This window comes from Aureimonas sp. ME7 (assembly GCF_903970965.1).
Lineage (GTDB): Bacteria > Pseudomonadota > Alphaproteobacteria > Rhizobiales > Rhizobiaceae > Aureimonas.
Genome location: NZ_CAJCKW010000002.1, coordinates 257,086 through 282,601 on the forward strand (window position 1 = coordinate 257,086; position 25,516 = coordinate 282,601).

Below are 25,516 nucleotides of genomic sequence, written 5' to 3' on the forward strand. Positions count from 1 at the left end.
AGGTCATGATTCGGTCCGTTCGGGATGCAGAAGAAGAGCGGCGGCGCGCAGGCCATGGCGAACGCAACCGTCCGCGTCAAAGGTCCGATCTACGGAAAGCTCGGACAGGTCGAAGGCTGCCTGATAGAGCCCCGCGATCGGGCCTGACGCCAGAAGCGCATGACGACCATCCCTCCCGAGCCTTTCGCCTGCTCCGGCGAACTCGAGGCCGATCAGGAGGCCGGACAGCCTTGCCGCTTGGTCGCTCGCGTCGAGACCGTCCAGAAGCCAGCCGGCGCGCAGCTGAAACAGGGCGTTGGTAACGACCCGGGCATCGGAAAAGCCGATGCCGAACCCGTCGGCGAACGCAGGGTTCTTCGGATCGACCCCAGTCTCGGTTTCCACCGCAGCTTTCAGGATCGACGATGTGCGAAGAAGCTGGAAAAGCTCGCCCGTCATGAAGGACGAGAAGGCGATCACACGCCCCTCATGAAGCTTCACCCACTTGGAGTGCGTGCCCGGCATGCAGACCGTACCGGTCGCAAAGCCTTCGGCAACGATCCCCAGGAGCTGCGTTTCCTCGCCGCGCATGACGTCCGGCGCGGCTCCGCGCTGGCTCAAGCCCGGCAGGATATGGATCGGGCGCCGGGCGTGGGGCACGAGCTGCGAGCGCCGTGCGACTTCTGCTAGGTCGGTGGGCACCGAGAGATACGGGGCCTCTACCCAGCCGGTTCGCGAACCGACCATGCCGCACAGGATGGCGGGCGCGTCGGCGGGAACGCCGAGAGCTTCGAGATGTCCTTCCAGAACAGTCGCGAAGCCGCCATCGGCCACATTCAAGAGCCCATCGCCCGAGCGGCGTTCGCCGAGGACATGGCCGTCGGCGGCACAGGCCCAGGCTCGAAACGAGGATGTGCCCCAATCGACGAGGGCATAGGCGATTTCGGTCATCGTACGGTCTTCACGCGGGGCTCCGCGATTCCCTTGGCATCTATATCGAGGAGAAACGTTTTCCCGGCGTTCGGATCGCCCAATCGCCCGGCCTCGTCCATGCCCTCGAAGGCCGTCGTAACCAGCAGGTGGTCGAGATTGGGGCCGACGAAGGCGGGGCAACTCGGCTGCTTCGCCGCGATCACAATCGAACGGAGCCGGTTGCCATCCGGGGAATGAACGTCGATCCGCTCAGCGCCCCACCGCGCGTTCCAGAAGCGCCCTTGCGCATCCACCACCGCGCCGTCCGGTCCGCCGGCCGAGGCATCCGCCTCGATGAACACGGTGGGCTGGCCGGTCGGCAACCCGGTTTCGGGATCCAGCGGCACACGGTGGACCGTTCCGAGAGCCGTGTCGGCGAAGTACCCGACCCCGCCGTCCGGCGAGAAGCAGATGGCGTTGGGAATGGTGATCTGAGCGTAGAGCCGACGTAGCTCGCCGCCGCGATACCAATAGATCGAACCGAGTTCCTCTTCCGCATGCCGTCCCATCGTGCCGATCCACAACGCACCGGACGGATGCACGCGCCCGTCGTTGGAGCGCGTCCGCGTGTTGTCCGCTTCGAGGTCGAGATGATGTGTCAGCGCACCCGAGCCGACATCGCGCAGGTAAAGTCCGCGATCCGTCGCCAAGAGTTGCGTCCCGTCATCGACGAAGCAAAGCTGGCTCGCCATGAACGGAAGCTCGTGCGTGCGCACGCGCCGGTCGCTCCAGCGCATCTCGAAGAGCTTGCGCTCGACGATGTCGAACCACCAAGCGGTCTGGCTGAACACATCGTAGGTCGGACCCTCGCCGAGATGGCACGGGTCGCAGTCGAGGATCTCGACGTCGGGCTTTTCCATGATCGTCCTATGCGGCAGACGGATGAAGGGTTGCCGAACGCGCGATCAATGGTTGTCGCGCGGCACACCCTTGGTCTGGGCGAGACGCTGGTATTGCACCGCGTTTTCCAGAACCGCGCCGGTTTCCATCTGGCCGACCAGCGTGCGCTGGATTTCCTGCCAGGGCGTCTGGTGGTCGGGATACTTGTAGCCCCCTTCCGCCTTCAGCGCGGCGCGACGCTCGGCCAGCTCCTCGTCCGAGATCAGGATGTTGGCCGAGCCGCGGCCGAGATCGATGCGAACCCGGTCTCCCGTGCGCAGAACCGCGAGGTTGCCGCCGGCCGCCGCTTCCGGCGAGGCGTTGAGAATGGACGGGGAGCCGGACGTGCCGGACTGGCGACCGTCGCCGATGCAGGCGAGCGAGGTCACGCCGCGCTTGATCAGGTAGTCTGGCGCGCGCATGTTCACGACCTCGGCGGCGCCGGGATAGCCGATCGGGCCGGCACCGCGCATGAAGAGAACCGTGTGCTCGTCGATGCCGAGCGCCGGGTCGTCGATGCGATGGTGGTAGTCCTCCGGCCCGTCGAACACCACCGCCTTGCCCTCGAAGGCGTTGGGGTCGTTCGGGTTCGTCAGATAGCGCTCGCGGAACTCGGGGCTGATGACGCTGGTCTTCATGATCGCCGAGGAGAACAGGTTCCCCTTTAGCACGAGGAAGCCCGCCTTGTCCTTGAGCGGACGGTCGTAGGGGCGGATGACGTTCTCGTCCTCGATGATCGCGCCCCGGCAATTGTCGCCGATGGTGCGTCCGTTGACGGTCATCGCATCCTCGTTGATGAGCCCCTGGGTCATCAACTGGTTGACCACCGCCGGCACGCCGCCGGCATGATAGTAGTCCTCGCCGAGATATTCGCCGGCCGGCTGGAGGTTGACGATCAGCGGGATGTCCTCACCGAACGTCTGCCAGTCGTCCACCGTCAGCTCGACGCCGATGTGGCGGGCGAGCGCGTTGAGATGGATGGGCGCGTTGGTCGAGCCGCCGATCGCGGAGTTGACGCGGATCGCGTTGATGAAGGCATCCTTGGTCAGGATGTCGGACGGCTTCAGGTCCTCGCGCACCATGTCGACGATGCGAAGACCGGTGCGGTAGGACACTTCCTGCCGGTCGCGGTAGGGCGCTGGGATGGCGGCCGAGCCCGGCAGCTGCATGCCGAGCGCTTCGGCGAGCGAATTCATCGTCGTCGCCGTACCCATCGTGTTGCAATAGCCGGTGGACGGGGCCGAGGACGCGACGAGCTTCACGAAGCCCGCATAGTCGATCTCGCCCTTGGCCATCAGTTCGCGCGCCTTCCAGACGATCGTGCCCGAACCCGTGCGCTGCCCCCGGAACCAGCCGTTCAGCATCGGACCGACCGAGAGCGCGATCGCGGGAATGTTCACGGTCGCCGCCGCCATCAGGCAGGCCGGCGTCGTCTTGTCGCAGCCGATCGTCAACACCACCCCGTCGAGCGGATAGCCGTAGAGGATCTCGACGAGGCCGAGATAGGCGAGGTTGCGGTCGAGGCCCGCCGTTGGACGCTTGCCGGTTTCCTGGATCGGATGCACCGGAAACTCGATGGCGATGCCGCCAGCCTCACGGATGCCCTCACGCAGGCGATTGGCGAGTTCGAGATGGTGCCGATTGCAAGGGCTGAGGTCCGAGCCGGTCTGCGCGATGCCGATGATCGGGCGGCCGGACTGGAGCTCCTCCTGGCTGAGGCCGAAATTCATGTAGCGCTCGAGATAGAGCGCGGTCATGTCGGCATTGTCGGGGTTGTCGAACCAAGCGCGGGAGCGCAGCTTGGTGGAGGCCCGCTGATGTCCGCGATCGCCGCCCGGGGTCGTCAGTTCACTTTCCGACTTCGTCAGCTCGTTGCTCATTCCCACTTCTCCTTCTGCCTCGAAGCCGGTTCGGCGAGGCCTTATGCTTTACGTTGTCGAGAATCGATAGATCGAACGATGGCGGTAGATTTCGCCCGGGTCGAGGCGGGCCGTTGGATAGCCCGGCCGGTTCGGCGTATCGGGAAATCGCTGCGGCTCCAGACAAAGCGCATCGCCCATCCGGTAGGACAGCCCGTTCTTGCCCGCCACCGTTCCGTCGAGGAAGTTGCCGGAGTAAACCTGCAGCCCCGGCTGGTCCGTCAGGAGATGCATGACGCGCCCGCTCAAGGGGTCCTCGACGATCGCCGCCAGCGCTGGCTCGCCGGAGGTTCCATCGAGACAGAAGTTGTGGTCGTAGCCGCGGCCGAGGCGAATCTGCTCGTCGTCCGCGCGGATCCATTCGCCAATCACGCGTCCTTCGCGGAAGTCGAACGGCGTATCGGCAACCGATGCCGCTTCGCCAAGCGGGATGGCGTCACCATCCACGGGCAGGAAGCGCTCGGCAGCGACCGTCAGCCGATGGCCGAGAACATCGCGCACTGGGTTGGATCCGCTGAGGTTGAAGAAGCTGTGGTTGGTTAGGTTGACGACGGTCGGCTCGTCCGTCCGCGCCTCGAACGCGATCTCCAGCTCGGAAGAACGGAGCCGGTAGGTCACCGTGCAATGAAGCGTGCCGGGAAAGCCCTCCTCGCCGTCGGGGCTGACCCGGGCGAGCCGAACGAAAGGTTCAGCGCCTTGCCCCATCTCCTCGATCTGCCAGAGATGGCGATCGAAGCCGACGGAGCCGCCATGAAGTGCGTTGGGGCCGTCGTTGGGTTCAATCGAGACCTTCCGCCCGTCCAGTTCGAACGTGCCGCCTGCGATACGATTGGCGTAACGACCGATCGTCGCGCCGAAGAAGTTGCGTTCGTTCTCGTAAGGCCCGAGATCGTCGTGGCCGAACACGATATCGTCCAGTCGGCCATCGCGGTCGGGCACGAGAAGACCCTGCAGGACGGCACCGAAGGTCGAGATCCGCGCCCGGATCGTGCCCGACGAAAGCTCGACGAGATCCACCGCGCGCCCGTCGCGCAGCGTTCCCCAGGCCCGCACCGTCGCTCCCTCCCCGATGCCCATCGTCACGCCTCCACGAAGGCTTCGACGACGTGCCGGCGCCCAAGAAGGAACGCGTCGGCGACATGCTGCAGCGGCGTCAGATCGACATCGCTTCCCCCAGCCGCGATCAGTTCGGCGAACCGGCGATAGATGCCGCGATATTCCGCATCGGGCTCGTCGACCAGAACCTCGCCGTCCAGAACCAGACGCTTGCCGCCGTCCCTGACGGAAAGCCGGCCGCGATCGGTCTCAACGTGGATATTCCATGTCTCGCCCTCCGTCTCGCGCCAGTCGAACTCCGCCGTCACATCCAAGCCGGACGCATCATGGAAGCGAAGATCGGCGGCGATCGGCGCGGCGCGGTTCTCCGGGAAGGAAAGCTCGGACGAGGTGAGATAAACGGAACGCGGCAGGATCGCGGTCGCGATCGACAGCGCGTTGATGCCGGGGTCGAACACCCCAAGCCCGCCCGGCTCCCAGATCCACGCCTGGCCGGGATGCCACTTGCGGACGTCTTCCTTCCATTCGATGTGGACGGACCGAAGCCCGCGCTCGACGAGAAACCGCCGTGCCGGCTCGACCGCCGGTGCGAACCGCGAATGCCACGTCGCAAACAGCGTCACGTTCTTCTCCACCGCAAGTGCTACCAGCGGGGCGATCTCCGAAACGGTGGCGCCCGGCGGCTTCTCCAAGAGAACGTGCTTGCCGGCGGACAGCGCCAGAAGAGCCTGCTCGTGGCGAACCTGCGGCGGCGTGCAAAGGGCCACGGCGTCGAAGAGGGCTGGCTCGGAAAGAAGCTCCTCGATCGTCGCGAAGTTGCGCACACCGTCCTGATCGGCGTTGCGGCTGGCAACGGCGGTCAGTTCGACGCCGTCGACGTCCGCGATCGAGGGCACGTGCTGATCCCTGGCGATCTTGCCGAGGCCAACGATGGCGACGCGTAGGGTCATGCTGCAGGCTTTCAGAGCGTGCGGACGGAAACCGGGGAAGCGCCGGCCTGCGCCAAGGTGTTCACCAGCGGCAGGCGGAACGGCGCGGCCTCGATCTCGAAGCGATCGCCCACCTCGGTCTTCACGCCGTGCGTCACCGAAAGCGTCGCCGTTCCGAAGAAGTGGACATGGAGGTCGCCCGGGCGGCGGAACAGATCGTACTTGAAGTGGTGATGCTCGAGATTGGCAATGGAATGCGACATGTTCGCCTCGCCCGACAGGAACGGCTTGTCGAAGACGAGCTCGCCGTTGCGCCGAATGCGCGAAGTGCCCTCGACATAATCCGGCAGGTCGCCGATCAGAAGCTCCGGCCCGAGCGAGGCCTGACGCAGCTTGGAATGGGCGAGCCACAGGTAGTTGCCGCGCTCGGTCACATGGTCTGAAAACTCATTCGACAGGCAGAAGCCGAGACGGAACGGCGTGCCGTCGGGACCGATCAGGTAGATGCCGGCAAGTTCCGGCTCCTCCCCGCCATCCTCGGCGAAGCTCGGCGAGGTCAACGCTTCGCCCGGGCCGACGAGACAGGAGCCGTCGCCCTTGTAGAACCATTCCGGCTGGACGCCGGTCTGCCCCGGCGCGGGCTTGCCGCCCTCGACCCCCATGCGGAACATCCGCATCGAATCCGTGACCTGCTCGCCGGCCTGCGCCTTGTGCATCTTGTCGCGCCCGTCGGCCGAGCCGAGGTGCGTCAGCCCCGTGCCGGCGACGACGAAGTGAGCCGGATCGGGGTGGTGGATCGGCAGAAGGACGCGCCCCTCGGCCAGAGCCGCGTCCAGATCGACCTCGGCACCCCGCCCGGCGCGCTCGATCTCTTCGCCGAGCGTGCTGCCGCGCGCGACCGTCGCCTGCGCCAGATCGAAGGTGGAGAAATATCCAGGCACCACGTGCCCGGCCCCATCCGCCCCGGCGGCCACCACCTGGATCGTGTCGTGCGCGTCTTTGATCTGAAGAAGGCGAAGGGACATCGGCGTTCCAAGCAGGGTGAGAGGACGACGAAGCCGCCGGAACAGCAGCTCCCAGGACAGCCTTCATAACGACCGCCCAATTGTCTGCGTTATTTCGAACGGCTCCAGTCTTGTCAATCGAAACGCAGGACGGAGACGCGGCTGTCGCGCCCATTTCCACGCTGCGCCGCAGCACTCCGCGAAGCCTCCCGCAGACCCTGGACAGACGATGACGCCGGAACTACGGCTCTCGCGCTGAGGTGGCGTCGCGCCAGGGGAGATATCTGGAGATGAGGGCGCTGGCGGAAGCGAGGCACGATCCGAAAACCGGACCATCCTCCTGGAGCGTTCATCTGAAAGGAATGCTGCTTCTCGGCCTGCCGCTGATCGGCGCGCAACTGGCGCAGATGTCGATCAACGTGACGAACACGATCCTGATCGGCTGGCTCGGGCCGGTAGAGCTGGCGGCGGCCGTTCTGGCGACTCAGACCTTTTACCTGTTCTGGATGTTCGGCTCCGGCTTCGCCTATGCGGTCATGCCCATGGTCGCCGCGGCCAGCGGGCAAGACGATACCCGCTCGGTCCGGCGCTCGGTACGCATGGGGCTTTGGGTCGTCGCATTCTACAGTCTGGCGGTGATGGTGCCGCTCTGGTTCACCGAATGGATCCTCCTGCGGCTCGGCCAAGACCCGGAGGTCGCTGCCCTCAGCGGCAGCTACATGCGCGTCCTGCAGTGGTCGATGCTGCCCTACCTCTCGACGTTCGTGCTGCGCTCGTTTCTGAGCGCTCTGGAGCGTCCGCGCCCCGTTCTCGTCATCACTCTCTTCGGCGCACTCCTCAACGGGTTGGCGAACTACGCGTTGATCTTCGGGCACTTCGGTATGCCGGCGCTCGGCCTCACGGGCTCGGGCATCGCGTCCGTCTCGACGTCGACCTTCATCGTGTTGTGTCTCGTCGCCTATACCCGGGCCACGCCGATCTTCGCGGCTTTCGAAGTGTGGCGCCGCTTCTTCCAGCCGGATTGGCAGATGTTTCGCGAGGTGGCGCTTCTGGGGTGGCCGATCGGCGCGACGATCCTGGCGGAGGTGAGCCTGTTCACCGCAACTTCGGTCATGATGGGCTGGATCGGAACCACGGAACTGGCGGCCCATGGGATCGCGCTGCAACTCGCCTCCACCTCGTTCATGATGCCGCTGGGTCTTTCCAACGCCGTGACCATTCGCGTCGGCCTCGCCTACGGCCGGCGGAGCGCCCTCGACATCGCTCGCGCGGCTCGCGTTGGAATGGGCGTCGCGCTGACGTCCGCCACCTGTGCGGCGCTTCTGTTCTGGACCGTCCCCGGCGGATTGATCTCGCTTTATCTCGATCTCGAACAAGCTGAGGCGTCCCGGGCCCTTGCGACCGCGATCCCGCTCCTGGCGATCGCAGCCGCGTTTCAGCTCGTCGATGCCGTACAGGTGACGGCGAGCGGCATCCTGCGCGGACTGAAGGACACACGAACGCCGATGATCATCGCCGTCGCCAGCTACTGGGTGGTCGGCATGCCGATGGCCTATGTGCTGGCGTTTCCGCTCGGCTGGGGCGGCAAGGGCATCTGGTGGGGGCTTGCGGGAGGCCTGCTCGTCGCCGCCGTCGCCATGAGCGCCCGCTACATCCAACGCGAACGCAGCGGGCATCTTCTCCTGGGCGCAAACGCCGTCACGGCTTGAACAGGTGAGCCTCGATCGAGGCGCGCTTCATCTCGATCGAGAAGCCCGGCGCCACGGGCGGCATATAGCGCCCCTCGCGCACGTCGCAGGGAGTGACGAAATGCTCGTGGAGATGATCGACATATTCGGCGACGCGGCCCTCCATCGTGCCCGACACGACGAGATAGTCAATCATCGAAAGGTGCTGCACATACTCGCAAAGTCCGACGCCACCGGCATGGGGGCAAACGGGCTTGCCGAACTTGGCGGCGAGCAGCATGATCGCCAGGTTCTCGTTCAACCCACCGACGCGCGCGGCGTCGATCTGCACGACGTCGATCGCATCCGCCTGCAGGAACTGCTTGAACAGGATGCGGTTCTGGCACATCTCGCCGGTCGCGACCTGAACCGGCGCCACGCCGCGCCGAATTTCCGCATGGCCGAGGACGTCGTCGGGCGACGTCGGCTCCTCGATGAACCAGGGGCGGAATTCGGAAAGGCGGTTCACCCATTCGATCGCCGCTCCGACCTCCCACACCTGATTGGCATCGATCATCAAGGTGCGATCGGGGCCGATCTCCTCGCGAACGATGCGACAACGGCGGATATCGTCCTCGAGGTCGCGCCCGACCTTGAGCTTGAAATGCGTCCATCCCGCCGCCATCCCCTCTCGGCACAGGCGGCGCATCTTGTCGTCGTCGTAGCCGAGCCAGCCGGCGGAGGTCGTGTAGGTCGGGTATCCGCGGTCGTTCAAGACGGCGATTCGCTCCGCCTTGCCAACAGCCGCTTGCTCCAGAATGGCTTTAGCCTCGTCCCGCGTCAGCGCATTCGTCAGGTAGCGGAAGTCCAGAAGATCGAGGACTTCGTCCGGCGTCATGTCGGCGACGAGCCGCCAGACCGGCTTGCCCTCGCGCTTCGCCCGAAGATCCCACACGGCATTGACCACCGCGCCGATGGCCATATGCATGACCCCCTTGTCCGGCCCGAGCCAGCGAAGCTGGCTGTCGCCCGTCATTTGGCGCCAGAAGCCGCCCATGTCGGCCGTGATCTCGTCCAGCGAGGCGCCGACCAGCCGTTCGGCAACGGCGCGGATCGCAAGGGTCACGAGATCGTTGCCGCGCCCGATGGTGAAGGCCAGCCCATGCCCGGACAAAGCTTCGTCGTCCGTGTGGAGAACGACGTAGGCGGCCGAATAATCAGGGTCGGGGTTCATCGCGTCCGAGCCATCGAGTTTCATCGAGGTGGCGAAGCGGATGTCGAACGTTTCGAAGCGAGTGATGCGGGTAGACATGACGAACGGCTTCCTGTTTACATATGAAACTGGAAACCACCAGCGAACAGACATGTCAATCGACATCAACGAAAGCGAGACCTCGCCTCGCTACAGTGCGCCCGCCTTGGAAAAGGGGCTGGATATCCTGGAATACCTGTCGGCGACGCGCTCGGCGCTTTCGCTGAGCGACGTTTGCGATGGCTTGGGTCGAACACGGAGCGAGATCTTTCGGATGGTCGCGGTTCTGGAAGCGCGGGGCTATATCGAGCGTGAGACGCCGGATCGGTTCGTGGTGGCCGACAAGCTGTTCCGGCTCGGGCTCAACCGACCGATCTACCGATCGCTTCTGGAAAGCGCGCTGCCCGTAATGCGGGCCTTTGCCGAGGAGACCGGATATTCCTGCCATCTGGCCGTTGCCAGCGACACGTCGATGGTCGTCGTCGCGCGCGTCGAAAGCGTGTCGCATATCGGCTTTTCCGTACGCGTCGGATACCGTCAGCCGCTCATCCGCACCGGCTCGGGCCGCAATCTTTTGGCTTTCATGTCCGAACCACGCCGCATAAGGACGCTGGAGGCGATCGGGCGCGAGCATTCGGGAGAGGATGCGAAGGCGTTCGAAGTGGAACTCGAAACGGTCCGGCGATCCGGCTTCGTGGTGCGCCCTTCCAGCATCGCCGAAGGGGTGACGGATATTTCGGCCCCCGTCTTCGACCGTGAAGAGGGGGGCGCCGTCGCCGCACTCACCTGCCCGCACATCCGGATTCTGAACGCCCCCATCGAGCCGGACGTCTTGCTGGAACGGGTGCGCGATGCCGCACGCCAGATCGGCTTTGCCCTATCGGGCGACGAAGCGAAACGAAACCAGCAGCGCGCGGCGGCGCGATCAGGGAGCATTTCATGACCGATAGACTCAAGGGAAAGCGCGCCATCGTCACGGCGGCAGCGCAAGGCATCGGCCACGCGACGGCTCTCGCCTTTGCCCGCGAGGGTGCCGAGGTCGTGGCGACCGATCTCAACGGAGCAAAACTCGCCGAACTCGACGGCATACCCAGCATCGAAACGCGCCAACTCGACGTTCTCGACGCACAAGCGATCGCCGCCTTCGCGCAGGACATCGGCAGGCCGGACATCCTCTTCAACTGCGCCGGCTTCGTTCATGCCGGAACCATCCTCGACTGCACGGAGGAAGAGTTCGACTTCGCCTTCGCATTGAACGTGAAGTCCATGTTCCGCATGGTTCGAACCTTTCTTCCGTGGATGATCGACGGCGGCGGTGGGTCGATCGTCAACATCGCCTCGGTTGCGTCCTCGGTGATCGCGGCACCCAACCGCTTCGCCTACGGCGCGTCCAAGGCGGCGGTGGTCGGCTTGACGAAGTCGGTCGCCGCCGACTTCGTGTCGCAGGGCGTCCGCGCCAACGCGATCTGTCCCGGCACGGTGGAAAGCCCATCGCTGGAAGACCGCATGCGGGCCACCGGCGACTTGGAAGCGGCACGCCGAGCCTTCGCGGCGCGCCAGCCGATGGGTCGGCTGGGCAGGCCGGAGGAGATCGCGTCCCTCGCCGTCTATCTCGCTTCGCCCGAGGCGGCATTCGTGACCGGACAAGCGATTTCGATCGACGGCGGGTGGACCAATATCTGAACTGCCACTCAAGCATTCGACGGGCGCGAGAAGAAGTTTTGCGAATGCCTTCGGCGATCTTGCGAGTCGAAAATAGAGCAGATACGGTTTGATTTATCCAAAACGATAAGAACCGGAACAACCGGTCTATTTCTGGGAGGAACCCTTATGCTTTTGAAGAAAGTGACGCGCCGCTTGGCGCTCGGCACGCTGGCTCTCGCGGCCGGCTTCATGGCGGCGCCAAGCGGCCCTGCCTTCGCGCAGCAGCCCACCATTCCGATCATCGTCAAGGACACCACGTCCTTCTACTGGCAGATCGTGCTGGCCGGCGCGCGTCAGGCCGGCAAGGATCTCGGCGTCCAAGTGCCCGAACTCGGCGCCCAGGCGGAAACCGACATCAACGGCCAGATCTCGATCCTGGAGAACGCCGTCGCCGGCAGCCCGGCCGCCGTGGTGATCGCCCCGACGGAGCGCACCGCGCTCGGCCCCCCGATCACGGAGGCCGCCCAGTCGGTTCCGGTTATCGGCATCGACTCCTCGGCCGAATCCACGGCCTTCACCTCGTTCCTGACCACCGACAACGTCCAGGGCGGGCGCATTGCCGCCGATGGTCTGGCTGCGGCCATCAAGGCCAAGACCGGCAAGGAAGAAGGCGATGTCGCGCTGATCACCAACTCGCCGAACGCCGGCTCATTGGAGGAGCGCAAGAAGGGCTTTATCGAGCAGCTTGCCAAATATCCCGGCCTCAAGCTCGTGGCGGACCGCTACGCCGACGGTCAGGCCGCGACCGGGCTCAACATCACGACCGACCTTCTGACCGCCAACCCGAACCTCGTCGGCATCTTCGCCTCGAACCTCATCATGGCGCAGGGCGCGGGCCAGGCGGTGGCCGAGAACGGGGTCAAGGACAAGGTCGCCCTGATCGGGTTCGACAGCGACGACCGGCTCGTCGGCTTCCTGCGCGACGGTGTCATCTCGGCCCTCGTGGTCCAGGACCCCTATCGAATGGGCTACGACGGCATCAAGACCGCGCTCGCCGCTTCCAAGAAGGAAACGGTGGAGAAGAACGTCGACACCGGCGCCAACCTGATTACCACCGCGAACATGGACGAGCCGCGCTCGCAGGAACTCCTGAACCCGAAGGTCAACTGACCTTCCAGCGACGGCGGGCGGCGCGTGCCGCCCGTGCGCTCCGTCGCCTGGCTTCGCCATTCTTCGGAGCGGCGCGCCGGGCGGCCCCAACAGGAGAGTGCCGTGCCCCAAGCTCGAGATGAACCGCTCCACGCCCCCTCCCGGACCCCGCAAGACGTCTCGCCCGAGCCGATCCAGCCTATTTTGGAACTGCGCGGCCTGGAAAAGCGGTACGGTCCGGTCCTGGCCCTGAAACCGTCCTCGCTTGCCTTCGAGCCGGGCGAGGTCCACGCGATCGTCGGCGAGAACGGGGCCGGCAAGTCCACCCTGATCAAGCTCCTGACCGGCGTCATCCGCCGGTCCGGGGGCGAGATTCTTTGGCAGGGCAAGCCGGTGGAACTGGCGACCCCGCAGGAGGCGATCGACCACGGCATTAACGCGGTGCATCAGGAAGTCGTCCTGTGCCGTCACCTGTCGGTCGCCGCCAACATCTTCCTCGGCGACGAGCATGTCCGCTTCGGTCTCCTGCGCAAGCGCGACATGAACAGGGACGCCCAGCGTATCCTCGACGATCTCGGATTCCAGCTTCCGGCCGACGTGGAGCTGGGATCGCTGACCATCGGGCAGCAGCAGCTCGTGGCCACCGCGCGCGCGTCGCTGCGCGGAACGCGCTTCCTGATCTTCGACGAGCCGACGGCCTACCTGACGCGTCAGGAAGCGGCGCAGCTCTTCACCCTGATCCGAAGGCTCAAGGGCGAAGGCGTTACGATCGTCTACATCAGCCACCGCATGGAAGAAGTGTTCGAGCTGGCGGACCGAGTCTCGGTTCTGCGCGACGGGCTTCTCGTCGGCACGCGGCCGATCGGCGAGACCGACGAGGCGGAGCTCGTCGCCATGATGATCAACCGGTCGCTTGAGCAGATCTACCACAAGGAGACGGTGCCGCTCGGCGCTCCGCTGATCGAGGCGCAAAGCCTGTCGGGAACGGGGTTCTCCGACGTGTCCCTCACCGTGCGCGCCGGCGAGATCGTCGGGCTCTACGGCCTGATCGGCGCGGGGCGCAGCGAGTTCGCGCTTAGCCTCTTCGGGCGAAATCCAAAAACCGGTGGGCAGATCCTTTGGAAGGGTCAGCCCGTCGATATCGGGACGGAGAGGCGCGCGATCGACCTTGGCATCGCGCTCGCGCCCGAAAGCCGTCGCGATCAGGGCCTTGCTCTCAACCTGCCGATCGGGCTCAACCTCAACCTGCCGATCTACCGCCGCCTGACGCGCGGGATCACCATCTCGTCCCGCGCGGAGAGCGAGCATGCCGAGCGGCAGATCCGCAACCTCGCGATCAAGACGCCGAGCCCGCGCTCTCTCGCTTCCTCCATGTCGGGAGGGAACCAGCAGAAGATCGTGATCGGCAAGTGGCTGAACCACGGTGCCGAACTCTTCATCTTCGACGAGCCGACGGTGGGCGTCGACGTCGGCACCAAGGCCGAGATCTACCGGCTTTTCGGCGAACTCCTCAAGAACGGCGCCGGCATCCTCCTGATCTCGTCCTACCTGCCCGAGGTCTACGAGCTCGCCGATACGCTCCACGTGTTTCGCGCTGGGCGGCTCGTCGGCACCAGCGCCTTCCACGAAGGCACGCATGAAGACATCCTCACCCAGGCCATCGGGGTCTGACCCGAAGGGGCGATCATGACCATCCCAAGCACCAACGCCGATACCGCCGCCGCACTCCACAAGCCGCGGCGCAACTTCGGCTTCCTGTTCGCGCTGACGCTTCTCGGCTTGCTCGTCGCGCTCTGGGTCTTCCTGGCCTTCGCGACACCGACCTTCGCGACGGGCAACAACATCTCGAACCTCCTGCGCCAGGGCTCGATGATCGCGATCCTTGCCATCGGCCAGACCTTCGTCATCATCACCGCCGGCATCGACCTTTCGGTCGGCGCCATCGTCGGCTTCTCCACCACCGTCATCGCATGGCTTCTCCAAGCCGGCGTTCCCGTCTGGGCAGCGGTCGTCCTGACGCTTCTGATGGGCTTGGCGATCGGCCTGTTCCATGGGTTCGGGATCGTGAAGATGGGGCTACCGCCCTTCATCATCACGCTGGCGACCCTTACGGCGCTGCGCGGCATCGGCCTCGTCATCACCAACGGCTCGACGATCTCCATCACCGATCCGGCCTTCAACGCGTTCTCGCGCGGCAGCCTCATCGGCATCCCCAACCTGTTCTGGATGGTGATCCTCGTCGCCGTGCCCGCCTTCGTCTTCCTGCATCGCTCGCGCTTCGGCCGCTATCTCTTCGCGGTAGGCTCCAACCCCGAGGCCGCCCGCCTTTCGGGGGTCAACGTCTCGCGCATCATCTATCTCGCCTATTCTCTGTCGGCCGTCTGCGCCGCCTTCGTCGGCATCCTTCTGGCGACGCGTATCGGCGTCGGCAACGCGACGCAGGCCGAAGGCTGGGAGTTGCAGGCCATCGCCTCGTCGGTGATCGGAGGAACCAGCCTGTTCGGGGCGGTCGGTTCGATCCAGGGCCCCCTCATCGGCGCCTTCATCCTCGCCACGATCAACAACGGGGCCAACCTTCTGAACGTCAACTCGTTCTGGCAGCGGATCATCACCGGTGCGTTGATCATCGTGATCGTGTATTTCGACCAGCTCCGGCGGCGACGCCAATAATCGGGCTCGGGGGCGGACAATTACGAACGGCGCGTTATCTGTTCGGCAGGTGTTTCGAGCCTAGCCTCGAACACCTCTTTCGGACGGGGCGCGTGGGGTCGGTGACCGGCACGGCGCGTCGCTCCAGCGTGTGTCGGTTCGATAAGGCGAGGCGTGGTTCGTGAGTAAAGTGGCTTCGCTCGAAGGCAAGCGGGTTCTTCTGGTGGAAGACGAGTTCCTCGTCGCCATGGATATCGAGTGCGAGTTGGAGGATTCGGGAGCCAAGGTCGTCTGTGCCGGCTCGCTCGCCAGCGCACAACAATGCGTGGACGCCGGCCTGTTCGACGCGGCGATCCTGGATCTCAACTTGCATGGGAAGCCGTCCTACCCGGTCGCGGACAGGCTGGCGCACATGGATATCCCCTTCATCTTCCACACCGGACAAGGGGAGCGGGCCGTCCTTCTGGAGCGCTATCCCGGCGTCGGCGTCTACAACAAACCTTGCGACGGGCGATCGCTCGTCAAAGCATTGAGTCAGATCATCGCCTGAAGGCCATAACGGCGCAGACGTCTTCACTAGAGATGCGGCGCTTACCTCCTGTCCACCAGTCGAACGGATGTCAGCCTGGCGAACGTCATTACGGGAACCTTTGGCGACCCGTGGAAGTTGAGAACGAGATCCAAAGAGAGCGACGAGTTCTTGCGTTGCTGGCGGCGGGTCCGTCAGTCACCTTTCATGGAGAGTTCCCGATGAAGCGCCTTCTGATTGCATTCGCCACCACCGCCATCCTGTCGACCGGCGCCTATGCGCAGACGTCCGAGACGACGAATCCGGTGCCCGGCACCAGCGAAGGTGAAAACTCGACGATCCCGGCCGACGCGGCCGGCGCGGTCGTGACCCCGGGCGACGCGCCGGTCGCCACGACGGCGGAAGGCACCAGCTCGGTTCCGGTTCCCGGCAACAACAGCGGCATCGACTCCACCATGCCCGCCGACGCGGCAAGCACTGTGGTCGTCGGCTCGGACGCCGCGCCGCTTCCGAAGGAAGGGGCCGCTCCGGTTCCGGGAACCAGCGCGGGCGCCGAAACGGCGGCTCCCCCGGCCAACTGATATTTTCGCTCGCACGACAGGAACGCCAGCCCTCCCGGCTGGCGTTTTTGTTTGCTCTCAGTTCCGCGTCACGACTTCTCCGTTGCGGCAGTCTTCCTGGCGGAGGCCGAGCGCTCTTCGGCCGTGTGCGACGCCGATGCGTGACCGCCCTCTCGGGCCGAGGCGTTCGATTCCGGATGCCCGCGCCTCGAACGGCTCTTGTTGCCACCGGCACTGTCCTTGTTGACGGTGGCTTGAGGCTCGGGGCTCCGCTTCGTCCTTGTCGATGCCCCGCGCCTCGTAACTTTCGGCGATATGATCCGCCTTCCGTTCCTGCTTGCCGGTATATTCCGACTTGTCTCCACGGGGCATGTCGGCCTCACGATCCAGGTTTGTCGTGAAGACCCATGCCGACGCGCGAGAGTTCCTGACTATTCCATGTTGGTGTGGTTAGCCCGCATCGATTCGGGCGACACCGCGAGAAGCGTCTTCAGTTTCAGCACCATCACCTCGAAGAGCACGAAAAGCGCTCCTTCGAAAAGCGAGCCCATCGGCAACACGGACGTCGCGGCTGCGCCCTGGTCGTCTGCCATGGTTTGAGCCGGTACGGTCAGAACGAAGTCGGCCATCGACGGCACTCGCCCGGATGGTTGCGCCGTGATCACCAGGACATCCGCCCCGGCCGACTTGGCGACGCCCACGAGCGCCACCGAGGTCGAGATTTCGCCGGGACCGCAGACGACCAGGAACAGATCGCCCGGCCCAAGCGGCGGCGTCGTCATGTCGCCAACCACCGAAACGGCGCGTCCGAGATGAAAGAGGCGCATGGCGAAGCCCTTGAGCTGCAGCCCTTCGCGCCCACCGGCATAGACGCAGACGTGACGCGCCGCGGCGATGCGGCGGCAGGCTTCGTCCACCGACGCATCGTCGATCCGGTCGGCGACCCGAGCGAGTTCGTCCAGCGCGGTTCTGTAGAGATTGCTCATGATGACCCCCGTCCCATTCTTCAAACGATCCCGCCGCCGGTAGCCCTGGCGGCGGGCCGTGCTTCGGCGACCCGTCCCCGGTAGCCGCTTGACCGATAGGCCGCGATCGGATCGATGGCCCCGCCGTCTTCTGCGCGAACGCGGGCGAGGAGCGGTTCGACATCGGTTCGGAACGCGACCTTCAAGGTCTCGGATGCCATCATCGCGTCGTTGGCCTCCTGAAAACCGCCAAGCGCCTCGCGATCGACGAGCAACGCCTGCGCATAAGCGCGGCGAATTTCATTGGCGGACCGGATCAGGCTTTCGATCGGGTCCGTCACGTTATGCGACTGATCGATCATGTAGGAGGGTCGAAGCGCGTCGAGCGCCGCTCCGGCACCGACGAGTTCGTTGAAGACGAGAAACAGGCGAAACGGATCGATCGAACCGGCGTCGAGGTCGTCGTCGCCATATTTCGAATCGTTGAAGTGGAAGCCCCCGAGCTTACCCGCACGGATCAGTCGGGAGACGATCTGCTCGATGTTCACGTTGGGCGCGTGGTGCCCGAGATCGACGAGACAAAAGGCCTTCTCGCCAAGCTCCATGGCAGCGAGGTAGCTCGAACCCCAGTCCTGGATCACGGTCGAGTAGAAGGCCGGCTCGTACATCTTGTGTTCGGAGAAGATGCGCCAGTCGGACGGGAGCTTTGCCGTGATGTCCTTCATCGCGCCGATATACCGGTCGAAGGCGCGGCCGAGATCGCTTTGCCCGGCGAAGTTCGAACCGTCCGCGAGCCAGACCGTCAGCGCCTTGGAGCCGATGGCCTCGCCGATCTCCACCGTTTCCAGATTATGCTCCACCGCCTGCGCGCGAACGGCCTGGTCCACATGAGACAACGAGCCGTACTTGTAGGATAGCGGCTGGCGCGGATCGTCAGGGTGGTCTTGGAACGTGTTGGAGTTCATCGCATCGAAGGAAAGGCCGAGTTCGGAGGCCTTGTCCCGAAGGTCCTTCGGATCCGCCTTGTCCCAAGGGATATGAAGCGACACGGCCGGCGTGGCACGACCGAGGTCTTGAATCACGGCGCAATCATCGAGCTTCTCGAAGATGCCACGCGGTTCCCCCAACCCGGGAAACCGGGCGAAGCGAGTCCCGCCCGTCCCCACCCCCCAGGAAGGCACGGCCACCGTGAAGGCGGAGACCTTTCGAGCGATCTCGTCGATCGCGATACCACGCCGGTCGAGGCGCTCGCCAAGGCTCTCGTAGTCGCGTTCGAGATCGGCACGCAGGCGCTGGTTGGACGCTTCGATGACGTCCGTCGTGATTCGCATAGATCCGCCCTCCCCGGCGGTTGAAACGAAAGAAGGCGGGACCTTAGCGCGTGAAGGCGATTGGGTTACCGGCGTCCACGTTGAGGATGTTGCCGGTGGACTTGGCCGACTGATCGCTGGCAAGGAAATACACCGCTTCCGCAATGTCCTCCGGGAACACCGAGCGCTTCAGAAGCGAGCGCTGCCGGTAATGCTCTTCCAACTGGTCGGTCTGCAGCTTCGAGGAAGCGGCCCGCTGTTCGCGCCATTCCCCGTTCCAGATCTTGGAGCCGCGCAGGACCGCGTCGGGATTGACCGTATTGACGCGGATCCCCGCCTCCGCCCCTTCCAGCGCAAGGCAGCGTGCAAGGTGGATCTCGGCCGCCTTCGCGGTGCAGTAGGCCGAGGCGCCGGCCGACGCCGCCAAGCCGTTCTTGGATGCGATGAAGATGATGGCGCCGCCGAGCTTCTGCCGTCGGAACAGCCGGAACGCCTCGCGCGAGACGAGGAAGTAGCCGGTCGCCAGAATGTCGATATTGCGGTTCCAGACCTCCAGCGTCGTGTCTTCCACTGCGGAGGCGGAGGCGATGCCGGCGTTGGATACGAGGATGTCGAGCCCGCCGAACCCGGCGATCGTATCGGCGAACCCCTTGGCGACCGCGTCTTCGTCAGTCACGTTGACGACGACGTCCGCGACCTGATCGGCGCCGAACGCCTTCGAAAGCTCTGTTTTCGCCGTGTCGAGCGCGCCGGCATCGATGTCGGCGAGAACAACGCAGGCGCCTTCGCGAAGAAGTCGCTCGGCTGTGGCGCGCCCGATCCCGCCCGCGCCCCCGGTGACGAAGGCGACGCGCCCCGCCAGCGACTTGGGCTTCGGCATTCGCTGAAGCTTGGCCTCCTCCAGAAGCCAATATTCGATATCGAAGGCTTCCTGCTCATCGAGGCCCTGATACGTATCGACGCCGGACGCGCCGCGCATGACGTTGATCGCGTTGACGTAGAACTCGGCCGCGATGCGCGCGGTCGCCTTGTCCTTGGCGAAGGAGAACATGCCGACGCCCGGCACGAGGTAGATGACGGCGTTCGGATCGCGGACAGCGGGGCTGTTCGCGCGGCGGCTGCGCTCGTAGTAGGCGCGGTAATCGTCGCGATAGGCTTCGATCGCGGCGTCGAGCCCAGAAACGAGCGCCTCCGCGTCGCCGCCATGCGAAAGGACCAAGGGGCGAATCTTGGTGCGCAGGAAGTGGTCGGGGCAGGACGTTCCCAGCGCGGCGAGAGAGCCGAGATCTTGCGATCCAACGAATTCGAGAACCGCCGGCGAATCGTCGAAGTGCCCGATCTTGCGCTCGTCCTGACCGATCCGGGCGCGAATTTCGGGCATCAGCCGCGCGGCGACGGCGCGCCGTTCCTCCGGGGCAAGCGTTTCGGCCGCCTTGCCGCCGAAGGCAGCCTTGCCGGCCAGGGCGGCATCGAACCACTCGATCGCCTTGTTGATGATCCGCAGCGTCGTTTCGTAGGCGTCCTTGGCGGTATCCCCCCATGTGAACAACCCATGGCTTTCGAGGACCACGCCCTTGGCGTGCGGGTTCTCGGCGGCAAATCGGGAAAGTTCGAGACCGAGTTCGAACCCGGGGCGCCGCCAGCCGAGCCAACCGATCTCCTCGCCATAGATCTCCTTCGTCAGCTCGCGGCTGCGCTTTGTCGCCGCGATCGCGATCACCGCATCGGGGTGCATGTGGTCGACATGGGCGTAGGGCAGATAGGCGTGGAGCGGTGTGTCGATCGAGGCGGCGCGAGGATTGAGATCGAAGGTGCAGTGGCTGAGAAGCCCGACCATCTCGTCCTCGTGCTCCAGCCCGCGATAGATGCCCCGCAGCCGCTCCAGCTTGTCGAGATAGAGCGTCGCGAAACCGTCGAGCTTCATCGTGCCGACGTCGCCGCCCGAGCCCTTGACCCAGAGCACCGTGACGTCCTCCCCGGTCAGCGGATCGCGCTCGGAGACTTTGGCCGAGGTGTTGCCGCCGCCGAAGTTGGTGATTCGCTTGTCGGAGCCGAGAAGATTGGAGCGATACAGAAGGCGCTCGGGCTCGCTCATGCCGTTCGCAAGGGCATCGTCCCAGCGGTTCTCCAGGAGCTTCGTCGTCGCTGACGTCATCTTCCGACCTTCCCAACCGGGTTCGACTGCGCGGAGCGCGAGTGAATAAAAAGGGGCTTCGATTTCGCGGCCGAACATCCTCTCGCTCCGCAAACGTGTCAATCATCATAATCACAATCAATCATGCTGCATCGCAATATGATTGATTGTGCGCGGAAGTGATTGACAGGTTGAGGCGTTGCGTCGATCTTCGAGCTGGGAGGAATGGATGCACGAACGCGAACGCCACAGGATGATCCTGAGCGCCATCAAAGGGCGTTCCGTGGGAACCGTGCAGGAGTTCGCGGCGCTCACCGGCGCGTCCGAGGCGACGATCCGCCGTGATATCCAGGCGCTCGCCAATGCGCGGCGGCTCCGAAAGGTGCGCGGCGGCGCGGAAACGCTCAACACGGCCCCCAGTGGACTGCCGGGCGGCTCCAATCTGGCGAAAGCGCAGACGCTGCGCGTGGCAGAGAAGCGCGCCATCGCTCGAGAAGCCGCCAAGTTCTGCGACGACGAGGCCGCCGCGATCATCAACGGCGGCAGCACCACGTTCCAGATGGTGCATTTTCTGACCGACGCGTCGATCCAGGTCATGACCAACTCGTTTCCGATCGCCGATCATCTTCTCCAGCATTCCCGCTGCACCGTTCTCCTCCCGGCCGGCGCGATCTACCGGGATCAGGGGCTGATCCTTTCTCCGTTCGAGGCGGACGGCACGGCCCACTTCCGCGCTCGCCGCATGTTCATGGGCGTGCAGAGCATCTCCGCCCTCGGCTTCGCGGAGACCGATCCGCTGATCATCCAGTCCGAGCAGCGCCTGATGCGCCAAGCCGACGAACTCGTGATCCTGGCCGACAGCTCGAAGTTCGAGACGCGCTCCAGCCTCGTACTGGCGCCCCTGGAGCGTGCGGCGATCCTGATCACCGACGAAGGCGTAACAGATGCCGCAGCCTCGATGGTCGAAGCGGCCGGCGTAAGGCTTGTCGTGGCCGGCTTGGAACAGGGTGGCCATGATGCCGAATAGCGAGGAAACGTTCGCCTTCCGCATGGTACTGCCCCCCGGATGCGCCGACGAATATCGGCGCCGGCACGATGCGATCCCGCCCGAGCTTGTGGCTCTTCTGCGAAGTGCAGGTGTTCGCGACTACTCCATTCACCTCGATCCCGAAACGAACCATCTCTTCGCGGTTCTGAAACGCCCCGCGGACCACCGGATGGACGCACTGGCGGCCAGCGAGATCATGCGGCGTTGGTGGACGGGTATGGCCGACATCATGGAGACGAACTCCGATCAGTCGCCCGTCGTGACCCCGCTCGAACCCATGTTCAGGATGGATTGAGCCGATGCCGCGAGCCATCCGTTTCGTCGCCGTCGTCGATATCGGCAAGACCAATGCCAAGGTCGTGTTGCACGACCTTCTGGAGCGGCGCGACCTCGGCTTCCATTCGGTGGTGAACGAGGTCCGTCAGGACGGGCCCTACCCGCATTTCGATCTCGACCGCCTCTTCGCGTTCGTGCTCGATTCGATCCGTCGGATCGCGGCGCTGCACCCGATCGATGCCATCTCGATCACCACCCACGGAGCGTCGGCCGTCCTGATCGACGACAGCGGTCTTGCGCTGCCGATGATCGACTACGAGTTCGATATTTCAGGGCCGGAAAGCGACGAATACGAGACGATCCGCCCGCCCTTCTCCGAAACCCAGTCACCGTCCATGGGCGCCGGGCTCAATGTCGGGCGCCAGCTTTTCTGGTTGCAGAGGCGGTTTCCCGACGAGTTCGCCCGCACCCGCCATATCATGACCTACCCGCAATATTGGGTTTGGAAGCTGACGGGCGAACTCGCGTTCGAGCCGACCTCGGTGGGTTGCCACACCGACCTTTGGAACCCGGCGCGCAACGACTTTTCTTCCCTCGTGGATCGCATGGGCTGGCGTCCCCTCTTCGCGACCCGCCGCCAGGCATTCGACGTCGTCGCTCCGCTTCGCACCGATCTCGCGGCACGGATCGGCATGTCGGAGAGCGACCCGTTGCCGGTTCTGTGCGGCATCCACGATTCCAACGCCTCGCTCCTGCCTCATCTCCTGTCGCGCCAGACACCGTTCTCCGTAGTCTCCACGGGCACCTGGGTCGTCAGCTTCTCCATCGGCGGGCGGGCGATCGCGCTCCGCCCTGGCTTCAGCACCATGGCCAACGTCGATGCGTTCGGTCGGCCCGTGCCGTCCGGCATCTTCATGGGCGGGCGCGAGTTCGACCTCCTCACCGAGCGCAGCACTGCCTCGCCGACAGCGGACGACATCGCAAAGGTGATAGATCGGCAGATTATGGCCCACCCCGGCCAGACGCCGGGAACCGGCCCCTTTCCACATGCGAAAGGGGGCTGGTCGCAAGCGCCCGCCTCCCTTTCCCCCACCGAGCGCTGCGTCGCCGCCAGCCTCTACGCAGCGCTGTCGACGCAGGCCGTGCTGGAACTGATCGGTGCGGAGGGGACCATCGTCGTGGAAGGCCCATTCGCGCGCAACCCGATCTACTTGAGCGCCCTACGCCAATTGACCCAACGGAAGGTCAGCGCCTCGGCAGACGGCACAGGCACCAGTGCGGGCGCGGCGCTTCTTGCCCTCGGGCCCGACGGCGCCCTTGCCTCGGATGATGGAAATGCCGACGATGACGCCGTCCTGCCCGACCTTTCCCGGTACCGCGCCGCATGGCTCGCCCGGGCCGAGGTCCAAGAACGGGAGCTGACGCCATGACCTTGCAAACGATGAACATTCGCGCGGCTCCCGGCCAGACCTGCGATCCCGCGCACGAGATTATCATCTGCGTCCCCGGCGAGTCGTTTCGCTGGGCGAAGCACGACTATCCCCATCATCTGGCGAAGTGGCACCGCCATCCCGAATACGAGCTGCATCTCGTCACGAGGGGCCGGGGGCGGATGATGATCGGCGATCATGTCGGCCCGTTCGCGGAAGGCTGTCTCGTTCTCACCGGGCCGAACCTGCCCCACCACTGGATCAGCGACCTGGAGGCGGACGAGCGATTGACCGGGCGCGACGTCCTGATCCAGTTCAACGCCCAGGTCGCCGATACGCTGATCTCCGGGTTTCCCGAACTGTCCGAGATGCGCACCCTCCTGAAGGACGCCGCGTTCGGCGTCGAGTTCACCGGCGCGACGGCGGAGATTGCGCGCAGAAAACTTTGCGCGATGGAGAACGAAAAGGGCGCGAGCCGCCTCCTGTCGTTCATCGCGCTGATGTCGGACCTGTCGTCGCGCGCCGAGGATCGACGCATCCTGTCCCGCTGCGCTCCGGCGCTCGGAATGCACACCGCCGCCTCGCGCCGCCTCGACCGGGTGATCGCCTTCCTCGGCGAGCGCTACCGGAGCAACGTGACGCTCGGCGAAGCGGCAGCCGTCTGCAACATGGAGGCGACGGCGTTTTCCCGTTTCTTCAAGCAGCAGACCGGCCACAACTTCACGTCCTACGTGAACCGGCTGCGGGTGCATCAAGCCTGCGCGCTGCTCGCGCAAGGGGACATGCCCGTCACGCAGATCTGCTACGAGGTCGGGTACAACAACACCGCCAACTTCAACCGCCAGTTCCATGCCGTCTGCCAGCAGACGCCGTCCGCGTACCGCGAGCGCGCGCGCAGCATTCGCCTGGGTCCGGCACTCCATCCACAGGCCGCCTGAGCAAGGGCCAACAAAGTTTGCAAGCGCGCAGCGTCAGGCGTCGCGGCAGGCGGGTTCGAACCTTAGCTTTGCGAGAAAACGTGCCGACCCAGGGAGCCACGAAATGTCGACCATGTCCGACCTGAATTCCTCGACGCAAAGCGATCGACGCGCCCTCGTTCTGGAGGGAAAGGACCGGCTCACCCTGCGCGACTACGATCTGCCGGAGACGCTCGGCGATCATGATGTCCGCATCGCGATCCACACGGTCGGCATCTGCGGATCGGACGTTCATTACTACACGCACGGTGCGATCGGGCCGTTCGTGGTGCGAGAACCGATGATCCTCGGACACGAGGCCTCCGGCATCGTCACCGAGGTCGGCGCCGGCGTGACGACGCTGAAGCCGGGCGACCGCGTCTGCATGGAACCGGGCGTGCCCGATCCCAACGGCCGCGCGACGCGCCTCGGTCTCTACAATCTCGACCCTGCCGTCCAGTTCTGGGCGACGCCGCCGGTGCATGGCGTCCTGCGTCCGAGCGTGGTCCATCCGGAAGCCTTCACCTTCAAACTGCCCGACAACGTGTCCTTTGCCGCCGCCGCCATGGTGGAGCCGCTGGCCGTCGGCGTTCACGCCGTCACCAAGGCCAAGGCCGCGCCGGGCAACGTCGCCGTGGTGATCGGTGCCGGGCCCATCGGCCTCGTCACCGTGCTGGCTGCGCTTGCCGGCGGCTGTGCGCACGTGATCGTCAGCGACGTCGACGACACCAAGCTGGAGATCGCCCGAAAGCTCGGCTCCGTCTCCACGGTCAACGTCGCGCGCGAAAACCTTGCCGAGGTCGTCAAAGCGCGCACCGAAGGCTGGGGTGCGGACGTGATCTACGAATGCGCCGGCTCGGAAAAGGCGATCGCCGGCATCTTCGAGCCGCTTTGCCCCGGCGGCGTCGTGGTGTTCGTCGGCATTCCCCTGCACCCCGCGTCCTACGACGTGTCGGCGGCGATGGTGAAGGAAGCGCGGGTCGAGCACGTGTTCCGATACGCCCATGTCTTCCCCCGCTGCGTCGCCATGCTGGCGTCCGGCGCGGTGGACGTGTCGCCGCTCATCACTCGGACGTTCCCGTTCGAGAAAAGCGTCGAAGCCTTTAAACTCGCAGCCACTTCGCCGAAGGGCGAGGTGAAGATGCAGATCGAGATGGGACTGCCCGGCTAGATCGGACAAAGGCCCGCAGCTGAAGTCTTGGGAGGGAC

The 25,516-nt window shown here is 65.0% G+C and carries 23 protein-coding genes and 1 pseudogene; 13 read left to right on the forward strand and 11 right to left on the reverse strand.

Features of this window, described 5'->3' with window-relative positions; genetic code table 11:
* Nucleotides 1–3: 3 nt before the first annotated feature.
* Genes H7A85_RS04655 through araD1 form a run of 6 tightly spaced genes read right to left on the reverse strand, consistent with a single transcriptional unit; the run spans nucleotide 4 to nucleotide 6,759 of the window.
* Complete coding sequence (locus H7A85_RS04655; protein ID WP_182084726.1) at nucleotides 4–930, reverse strand: 2-dehydro-3-deoxygalactonokinase; 927 nt, start codon at nucleotides 928–930, stop codon at nucleotides 4–6.
* Entirely contained in the window at nucleotides 927–1,811 is an 885-nt protein-coding gene (locus H7A85_RS04660) for an SMP-30/gluconolactonase/LRE family protein (RefSeq protein WP_182084727.1), read from the reverse strand. The genes H7A85_RS04655 and H7A85_RS04660 overlap by 4 nt, the downstream gene beginning before the upstream one ends.
* 45 nt (nucleotides 1,812–1,856) lie before the next feature.
* Complete coding sequence (locus H7A85_RS04665; RefSeq protein ID WP_244630940.1) at nucleotides 1,857–3,710, reverse strand: IlvD/Edd family dehydratase; 1,854 nt, start codon at nucleotides 3,708–3,710, stop codon at nucleotides 1,857–1,859.
* 48 nt (nucleotides 3,711–3,758) lie between these two features.
* A complete protein-coding gene (locus H7A85_RS04670) occupies nucleotides 3,759–4,826 on the reverse strand; it encodes an aldose epimerase family protein (protein ID WP_182084728.1) in 1,068 nt (355 codons plus the stop codon).
* Between the two features lie 2 nt (nucleotides 4,827–4,828).
* The gene (locus H7A85_RS04675; RefSeq protein WP_182084729.1) at nucleotides 4,829–5,755 is read right to left on the reverse strand and encodes a Gfo/Idh/MocA family oxidoreductase; all 927 of its coding nucleotides are present in this window, start codon (nucleotides 5,753–5,755) and stop codon (nucleotides 4,829–4,831) included.
* 11 nt (nucleotides 5,756–5,766) lie between these two features.
* A complete protein-coding gene (gene araD1, locus H7A85_RS04680) occupies nucleotides 5,767–6,759 on the reverse strand; it encodes an AraD1 family protein (RefSeq protein ID WP_244630941.1) in 993 nt (330 codons plus the stop codon).
* Nucleotides 6,760–7,100: 341 nt separating this feature from the next.
* Here araD1 and H7A85_RS04685 point away from each other — a divergent pair, with 341 nt between their 5' ends.
* Nucleotides 7,101–8,447, forward strand: coding sequence for an MATE family efflux transporter (locus tag H7A85_RS04685; RefSeq protein WP_244630942.1), 1,347 nt, complete (start codon nucleotides 7,101–7,103; stop codon nucleotides 8,445–8,447).
* Here the strand turns inward: H7A85_RS04685 and H7A85_RS04690 are convergent.
* Nucleotides 8,437–9,717 (reverse strand): L-fuconate dehydratase, encoded by a 1,281-nt coding sequence (locus H7A85_RS04690; RefSeq protein WP_182084731.1) that lies wholly within the window; start codon nucleotides 9,715–9,717, stop codon nucleotides 8,437–8,439. The genes H7A85_RS04685 and H7A85_RS04690 overlap by 11 nt on opposite strands.
* A 52-nt stretch (nucleotides 9,718–9,769) precedes the next feature.
* Between H7A85_RS04690 and H7A85_RS04695 the strand changes: the two genes are divergently transcribed.
* The 7 genes from H7A85_RS04695 to H7A85_RS04725 all read left to right on the forward strand — a co-directional run bounded on the left by H7A85_RS04695 (nucleotide 9,770) and on the right by H7A85_RS04725 (nucleotide 16,209).
* On the forward strand, nucleotides 9,770–10,600 hold the full coding sequence (locus tag H7A85_RS04695) for an IclR family transcriptional regulator (RefSeq protein ID WP_182084732.1): 831 nt from the start codon (nucleotides 9,770–9,772) through the stop codon (nucleotides 10,598–10,600).
* Nucleotides 10,597–11,340: an SDR family oxidoreductase gene (locus tag H7A85_RS04700; RefSeq protein WP_182084733.1), complete on the forward strand. Its 744-nt coding sequence runs from the start codon at nucleotides 10,597–10,599 to the stop codon at nucleotides 11,338–11,340. The genes H7A85_RS04695 and H7A85_RS04700 overlap by 4 nt, the downstream gene beginning before the upstream one ends.
* 147 nt (nucleotides 11,341–11,487) lie before the next feature.
* Nucleotides 11,488–12,471, forward strand: a complete 984-nt coding sequence (locus tag H7A85_RS04705) for an ABC transporter substrate-binding protein (protein WP_182084734.1) — start codon at nucleotides 11,488–11,490, stop codon at nucleotides 12,469–12,471.
* Nucleotides 12,472–12,642: 171 nt separating this feature from the next.
* A complete protein-coding gene (locus tag H7A85_RS04710) occupies nucleotides 12,643–14,121 on the forward strand; it encodes a sugar ABC transporter ATP-binding protein (RefSeq protein ID WP_244630995.1) in 1,479 nt (492 codons plus the stop codon).
* A gap of 15 nt (nucleotides 14,122–14,136) precedes the next feature.
* Nucleotides 14,137–15,120 (forward strand): ABC transporter permease, encoded by a 984-nt coding sequence (locus tag H7A85_RS04715; protein ID WP_182084736.1) that lies wholly within the window; start codon nucleotides 14,137–14,139, stop codon nucleotides 15,118–15,120.
* A gap of 160 nt (nucleotides 15,121–15,280) precedes the next feature.
* A complete protein-coding gene (locus H7A85_RS04720) occupies nucleotides 15,281–15,649 on the forward strand; it encodes a response regulator (protein ID WP_244630943.1) in 369 nt (122 codons plus the stop codon).
* A gap of 200 nt (nucleotides 15,650–15,849) precedes the next feature.
* Nucleotides 15,850–16,209, forward strand: a complete 360-nt coding sequence (locus H7A85_RS04725) for a hypothetical protein (RefSeq protein ID WP_182084737.1) — start codon at nucleotides 15,850–15,852, stop codon at nucleotides 16,207–16,209.
* A 68-nt stretch (nucleotides 16,210–16,277) separates the two neighbouring features.
* On the opposite strand, the pseudogene H7A85_RS20795 reads toward H7A85_RS04725, so the two are convergent.
* The 4 genes and pseudogenes from H7A85_RS20795 to H7A85_RS04740 form a co-directional block, all read right to left on the reverse strand.
* Nucleotides 16,278–16,560: pseudogene (locus tag H7A85_RS20795) on the reverse strand (plasmid stabilization protein).
* A 59-nt stretch (nucleotides 16,561–16,619) separates the two neighbouring features.
* On the reverse strand, nucleotides 16,620–17,174 hold the full coding sequence (locus H7A85_RS04730; protein WP_182084738.1) for an SIS domain-containing protein: 555 nt from the start codon (nucleotides 17,172–17,174) through the stop codon (nucleotides 16,620–16,622).
* A gap of 20 nt (nucleotides 17,175–17,194) precedes the next feature.
* Nucleotides 17,195–18,484 carry an L-rhamnose catabolism isomerase gene (gene rhaI, locus H7A85_RS04735; protein WP_182084739.1) on the reverse strand — a complete coding sequence of 430 codons (1,290 nt, stop codon included), beginning with the start codon at nucleotides 18,482–18,484 and terminating at the stop codon, nucleotides 17,195–17,197.
* Between the two features lie 43 nt (nucleotides 18,485–18,527).
* Nucleotides 18,528–20,618: a bifunctional rhamnulose-1-phosphate aldolase/short-chain dehydrogenase gene (locus H7A85_RS04740; RefSeq protein ID WP_182084740.1), complete on the reverse strand. Its 2,091-nt coding sequence runs from the start codon at nucleotides 20,616–20,618 to the stop codon at nucleotides 18,528–18,530.
* Between the two features lie 208 nt (nucleotides 20,619–20,826).
* Here H7A85_RS04740 and H7A85_RS04745 point away from each other — a divergent pair, with 208 nt between their 5' ends.
* The 5 genes from H7A85_RS04745 to H7A85_RS04765 all read left to right on the forward strand — a co-directional run bounded on the left by H7A85_RS04745 (nucleotide 20,827) and on the right by H7A85_RS04765 (nucleotide 25,478).
* Complete coding sequence (locus tag H7A85_RS04745) at nucleotides 20,827–21,624, forward strand: DeoR/GlpR family DNA-binding transcription regulator (protein ID WP_182084741.1); 798 nt, start codon at nucleotides 20,827–20,829, stop codon at nucleotides 21,622–21,624.
* The gene (locus H7A85_RS04750) at nucleotides 21,614–21,940 is read left to right on the forward strand and encodes an L-rhamnose mutarotase (RefSeq protein ID WP_210270222.1); all 327 of its coding nucleotides are present in this window, start codon (nucleotides 21,614–21,616) and stop codon (nucleotides 21,938–21,940) included. Before H7A85_RS04745 ends, H7A85_RS04750 begins: the two co-directional genes overlap by 11 nt.
* A 4-nt stretch (nucleotides 21,941–21,944) precedes the next feature.
* On the forward strand, nucleotides 21,945–23,351 hold the full coding sequence (locus H7A85_RS04755; RefSeq protein ID WP_182084743.1) for an FGGY-family carbohydrate kinase: 1,407 nt from the start codon (nucleotides 21,945–21,947) through the stop codon (nucleotides 23,349–23,351).
* Nucleotides 23,348–24,289, forward strand: a complete 942-nt coding sequence (locus tag H7A85_RS04760; RefSeq protein WP_182084744.1) for an AraC family transcriptional regulator — start codon at nucleotides 23,348–23,350, stop codon at nucleotides 24,287–24,289. The genes H7A85_RS04755 and H7A85_RS04760 overlap by 4 nt, the downstream gene beginning before the upstream one ends.
* Nucleotides 24,290–24,392: 103 nt before the next feature.
* Entirely contained in the window at nucleotides 24,393–25,478 is a 1,086-nt protein-coding gene (locus H7A85_RS04765) for an NAD(P)-dependent alcohol dehydrogenase (RefSeq protein ID WP_182084745.1), read from the forward strand.
* Nucleotides 25,479–25,516 lie beyond the last annotated feature (38 nt).

Bases quoted from the DNA above. Each gene is read 5' to 3' on its own strand.
- H7A85_RS04765 (WP_182084745.1), top strand. From the start codon at position 24,393: ATGTCGACCATGTCCGACCTGAATTCCTCGACGCAAAGCGATCGACGC.
- H7A85_RS04715 (WP_182084736.1), top strand. From the start codon at position 14,137: ATGACCATCCCAAGCACCAACGCCGATACCGCCGCCGCACTCCACAAG.
- H7A85_RS04655 (WP_182084726.1), bottom strand. From the start codon at position 930: ATGACCGAAATCGCCTATGCCCTCGTCGATTGGGGCACATCCTCGTTT.
- H7A85_RS04750 (WP_210270222.1), top strand. From the start codon at position 21,614: ATGCCGAATAGCGAGGAAACGTTCGCCTTCCGCATGGTACTGCCCCCC.
- H7A85_RS04700 (WP_182084733.1), top strand. From the start codon at position 10,597: ATGACCGATAGACTCAAGGGAAAGCGCGCCATCGTCACGGCGGCAGCG.
- H7A85_RS04705 (WP_182084734.1), top strand. From the start codon at position 11,488: ATGCTTTTGAAGAAAGTGACGCGCCGCTTGGCGCTCGGCACGCTGGCT.
- H7A85_RS04755 (WP_182084743.1), top strand. From the start codon at position 21,945: ATGCCGCGAGCCATCCGTTTCGTCGCCGTCGTCGATATCGGCAAGACC.
- H7A85_RS04695 (WP_182084732.1), top strand. From the start codon at position 9,770: ATGTCAATCGACATCAACGAAAGCGAGACCTCGCCTCGCTACAGTGCG.
- H7A85_RS04665 (WP_244630940.1), bottom strand. From the start codon at position 3,710: ATGAGCAACGAGCTGACGAAGTCGGAAAGTGAACTGACGACCCCGGGC.
- H7A85_RS04670 (WP_182084728.1), bottom strand. From the start codon at position 4,826: ATGGGCATCGGGGAGGGAGCGACGGTGCGGGCCTGGGGAACGCTGCGC.
- H7A85_RS04760 (WP_182084744.1), top strand. From the start codon at position 23,348: ATGACCTTGCAAACGATGAACATTCGCGCGGCTCCCGGCCAGACCTGC.
- H7A85_RS04725 (WP_182084737.1), top strand. From the start codon at position 15,850: ATGAAGCGCCTTCTGATTGCATTCGCCACCACCGCCATCCTGTCGACC.
- H7A85_RS04660 (WP_182084727.1), bottom strand. From the start codon at position 1,811: ATGGAAAAGCCCGACGTCGAGATCCTCGACTGCGACCCGTGCCATCTC.
- araD1 (WP_244630941.1), bottom strand. From the start codon at position 6,759: ATGTCCCTTCGCCTTCTTCAGATCAAAGACGCGCACGACACGATCCAG.
- H7A85_RS04745 (WP_182084741.1), top strand. From the start codon at position 20,827: ATGCACGAACGCGAACGCCACAGGATGATCCTGAGCGCCATCAAAGGG.
- H7A85_RS04690 (WP_182084731.1), bottom strand. From the start codon at position 9,717: ATGTCTACCCGCATCACTCGCTTCGAAACGTTCGACATCCGCTTCGCC.
- rhaI (WP_182084739.1), bottom strand. From the start codon at position 18,484: ATGCGAATCACGACGGACGTCATCGAAGCGTCCAACCAGCGCCTGCGT.
- H7A85_RS04730 (WP_182084738.1), bottom strand. From the start codon at position 17,174: ATGAGCAATCTCTACAGAACCGCGCTGGACGAACTCGCTCGGGTCGCC.
- H7A85_RS04740 (WP_182084740.1), bottom strand. From the start codon at position 20,618: ATGACGTCAGCGACGACGAAGCTCCTGGAGAACCGCTGGGACGATGCC.
- H7A85_RS04685 (WP_244630942.1), top strand. From the start codon at position 7,101: ATGCTGCTTCTCGGCCTGCCGCTGATCGGCGCGCAACTGGCGCAGATG.
- H7A85_RS04675 (WP_182084729.1), bottom strand. From the start codon at position 5,755: ATGACCCTACGCGTCGCCATCGTTGGCCTCGGCAAGATCGCCAGGGAT.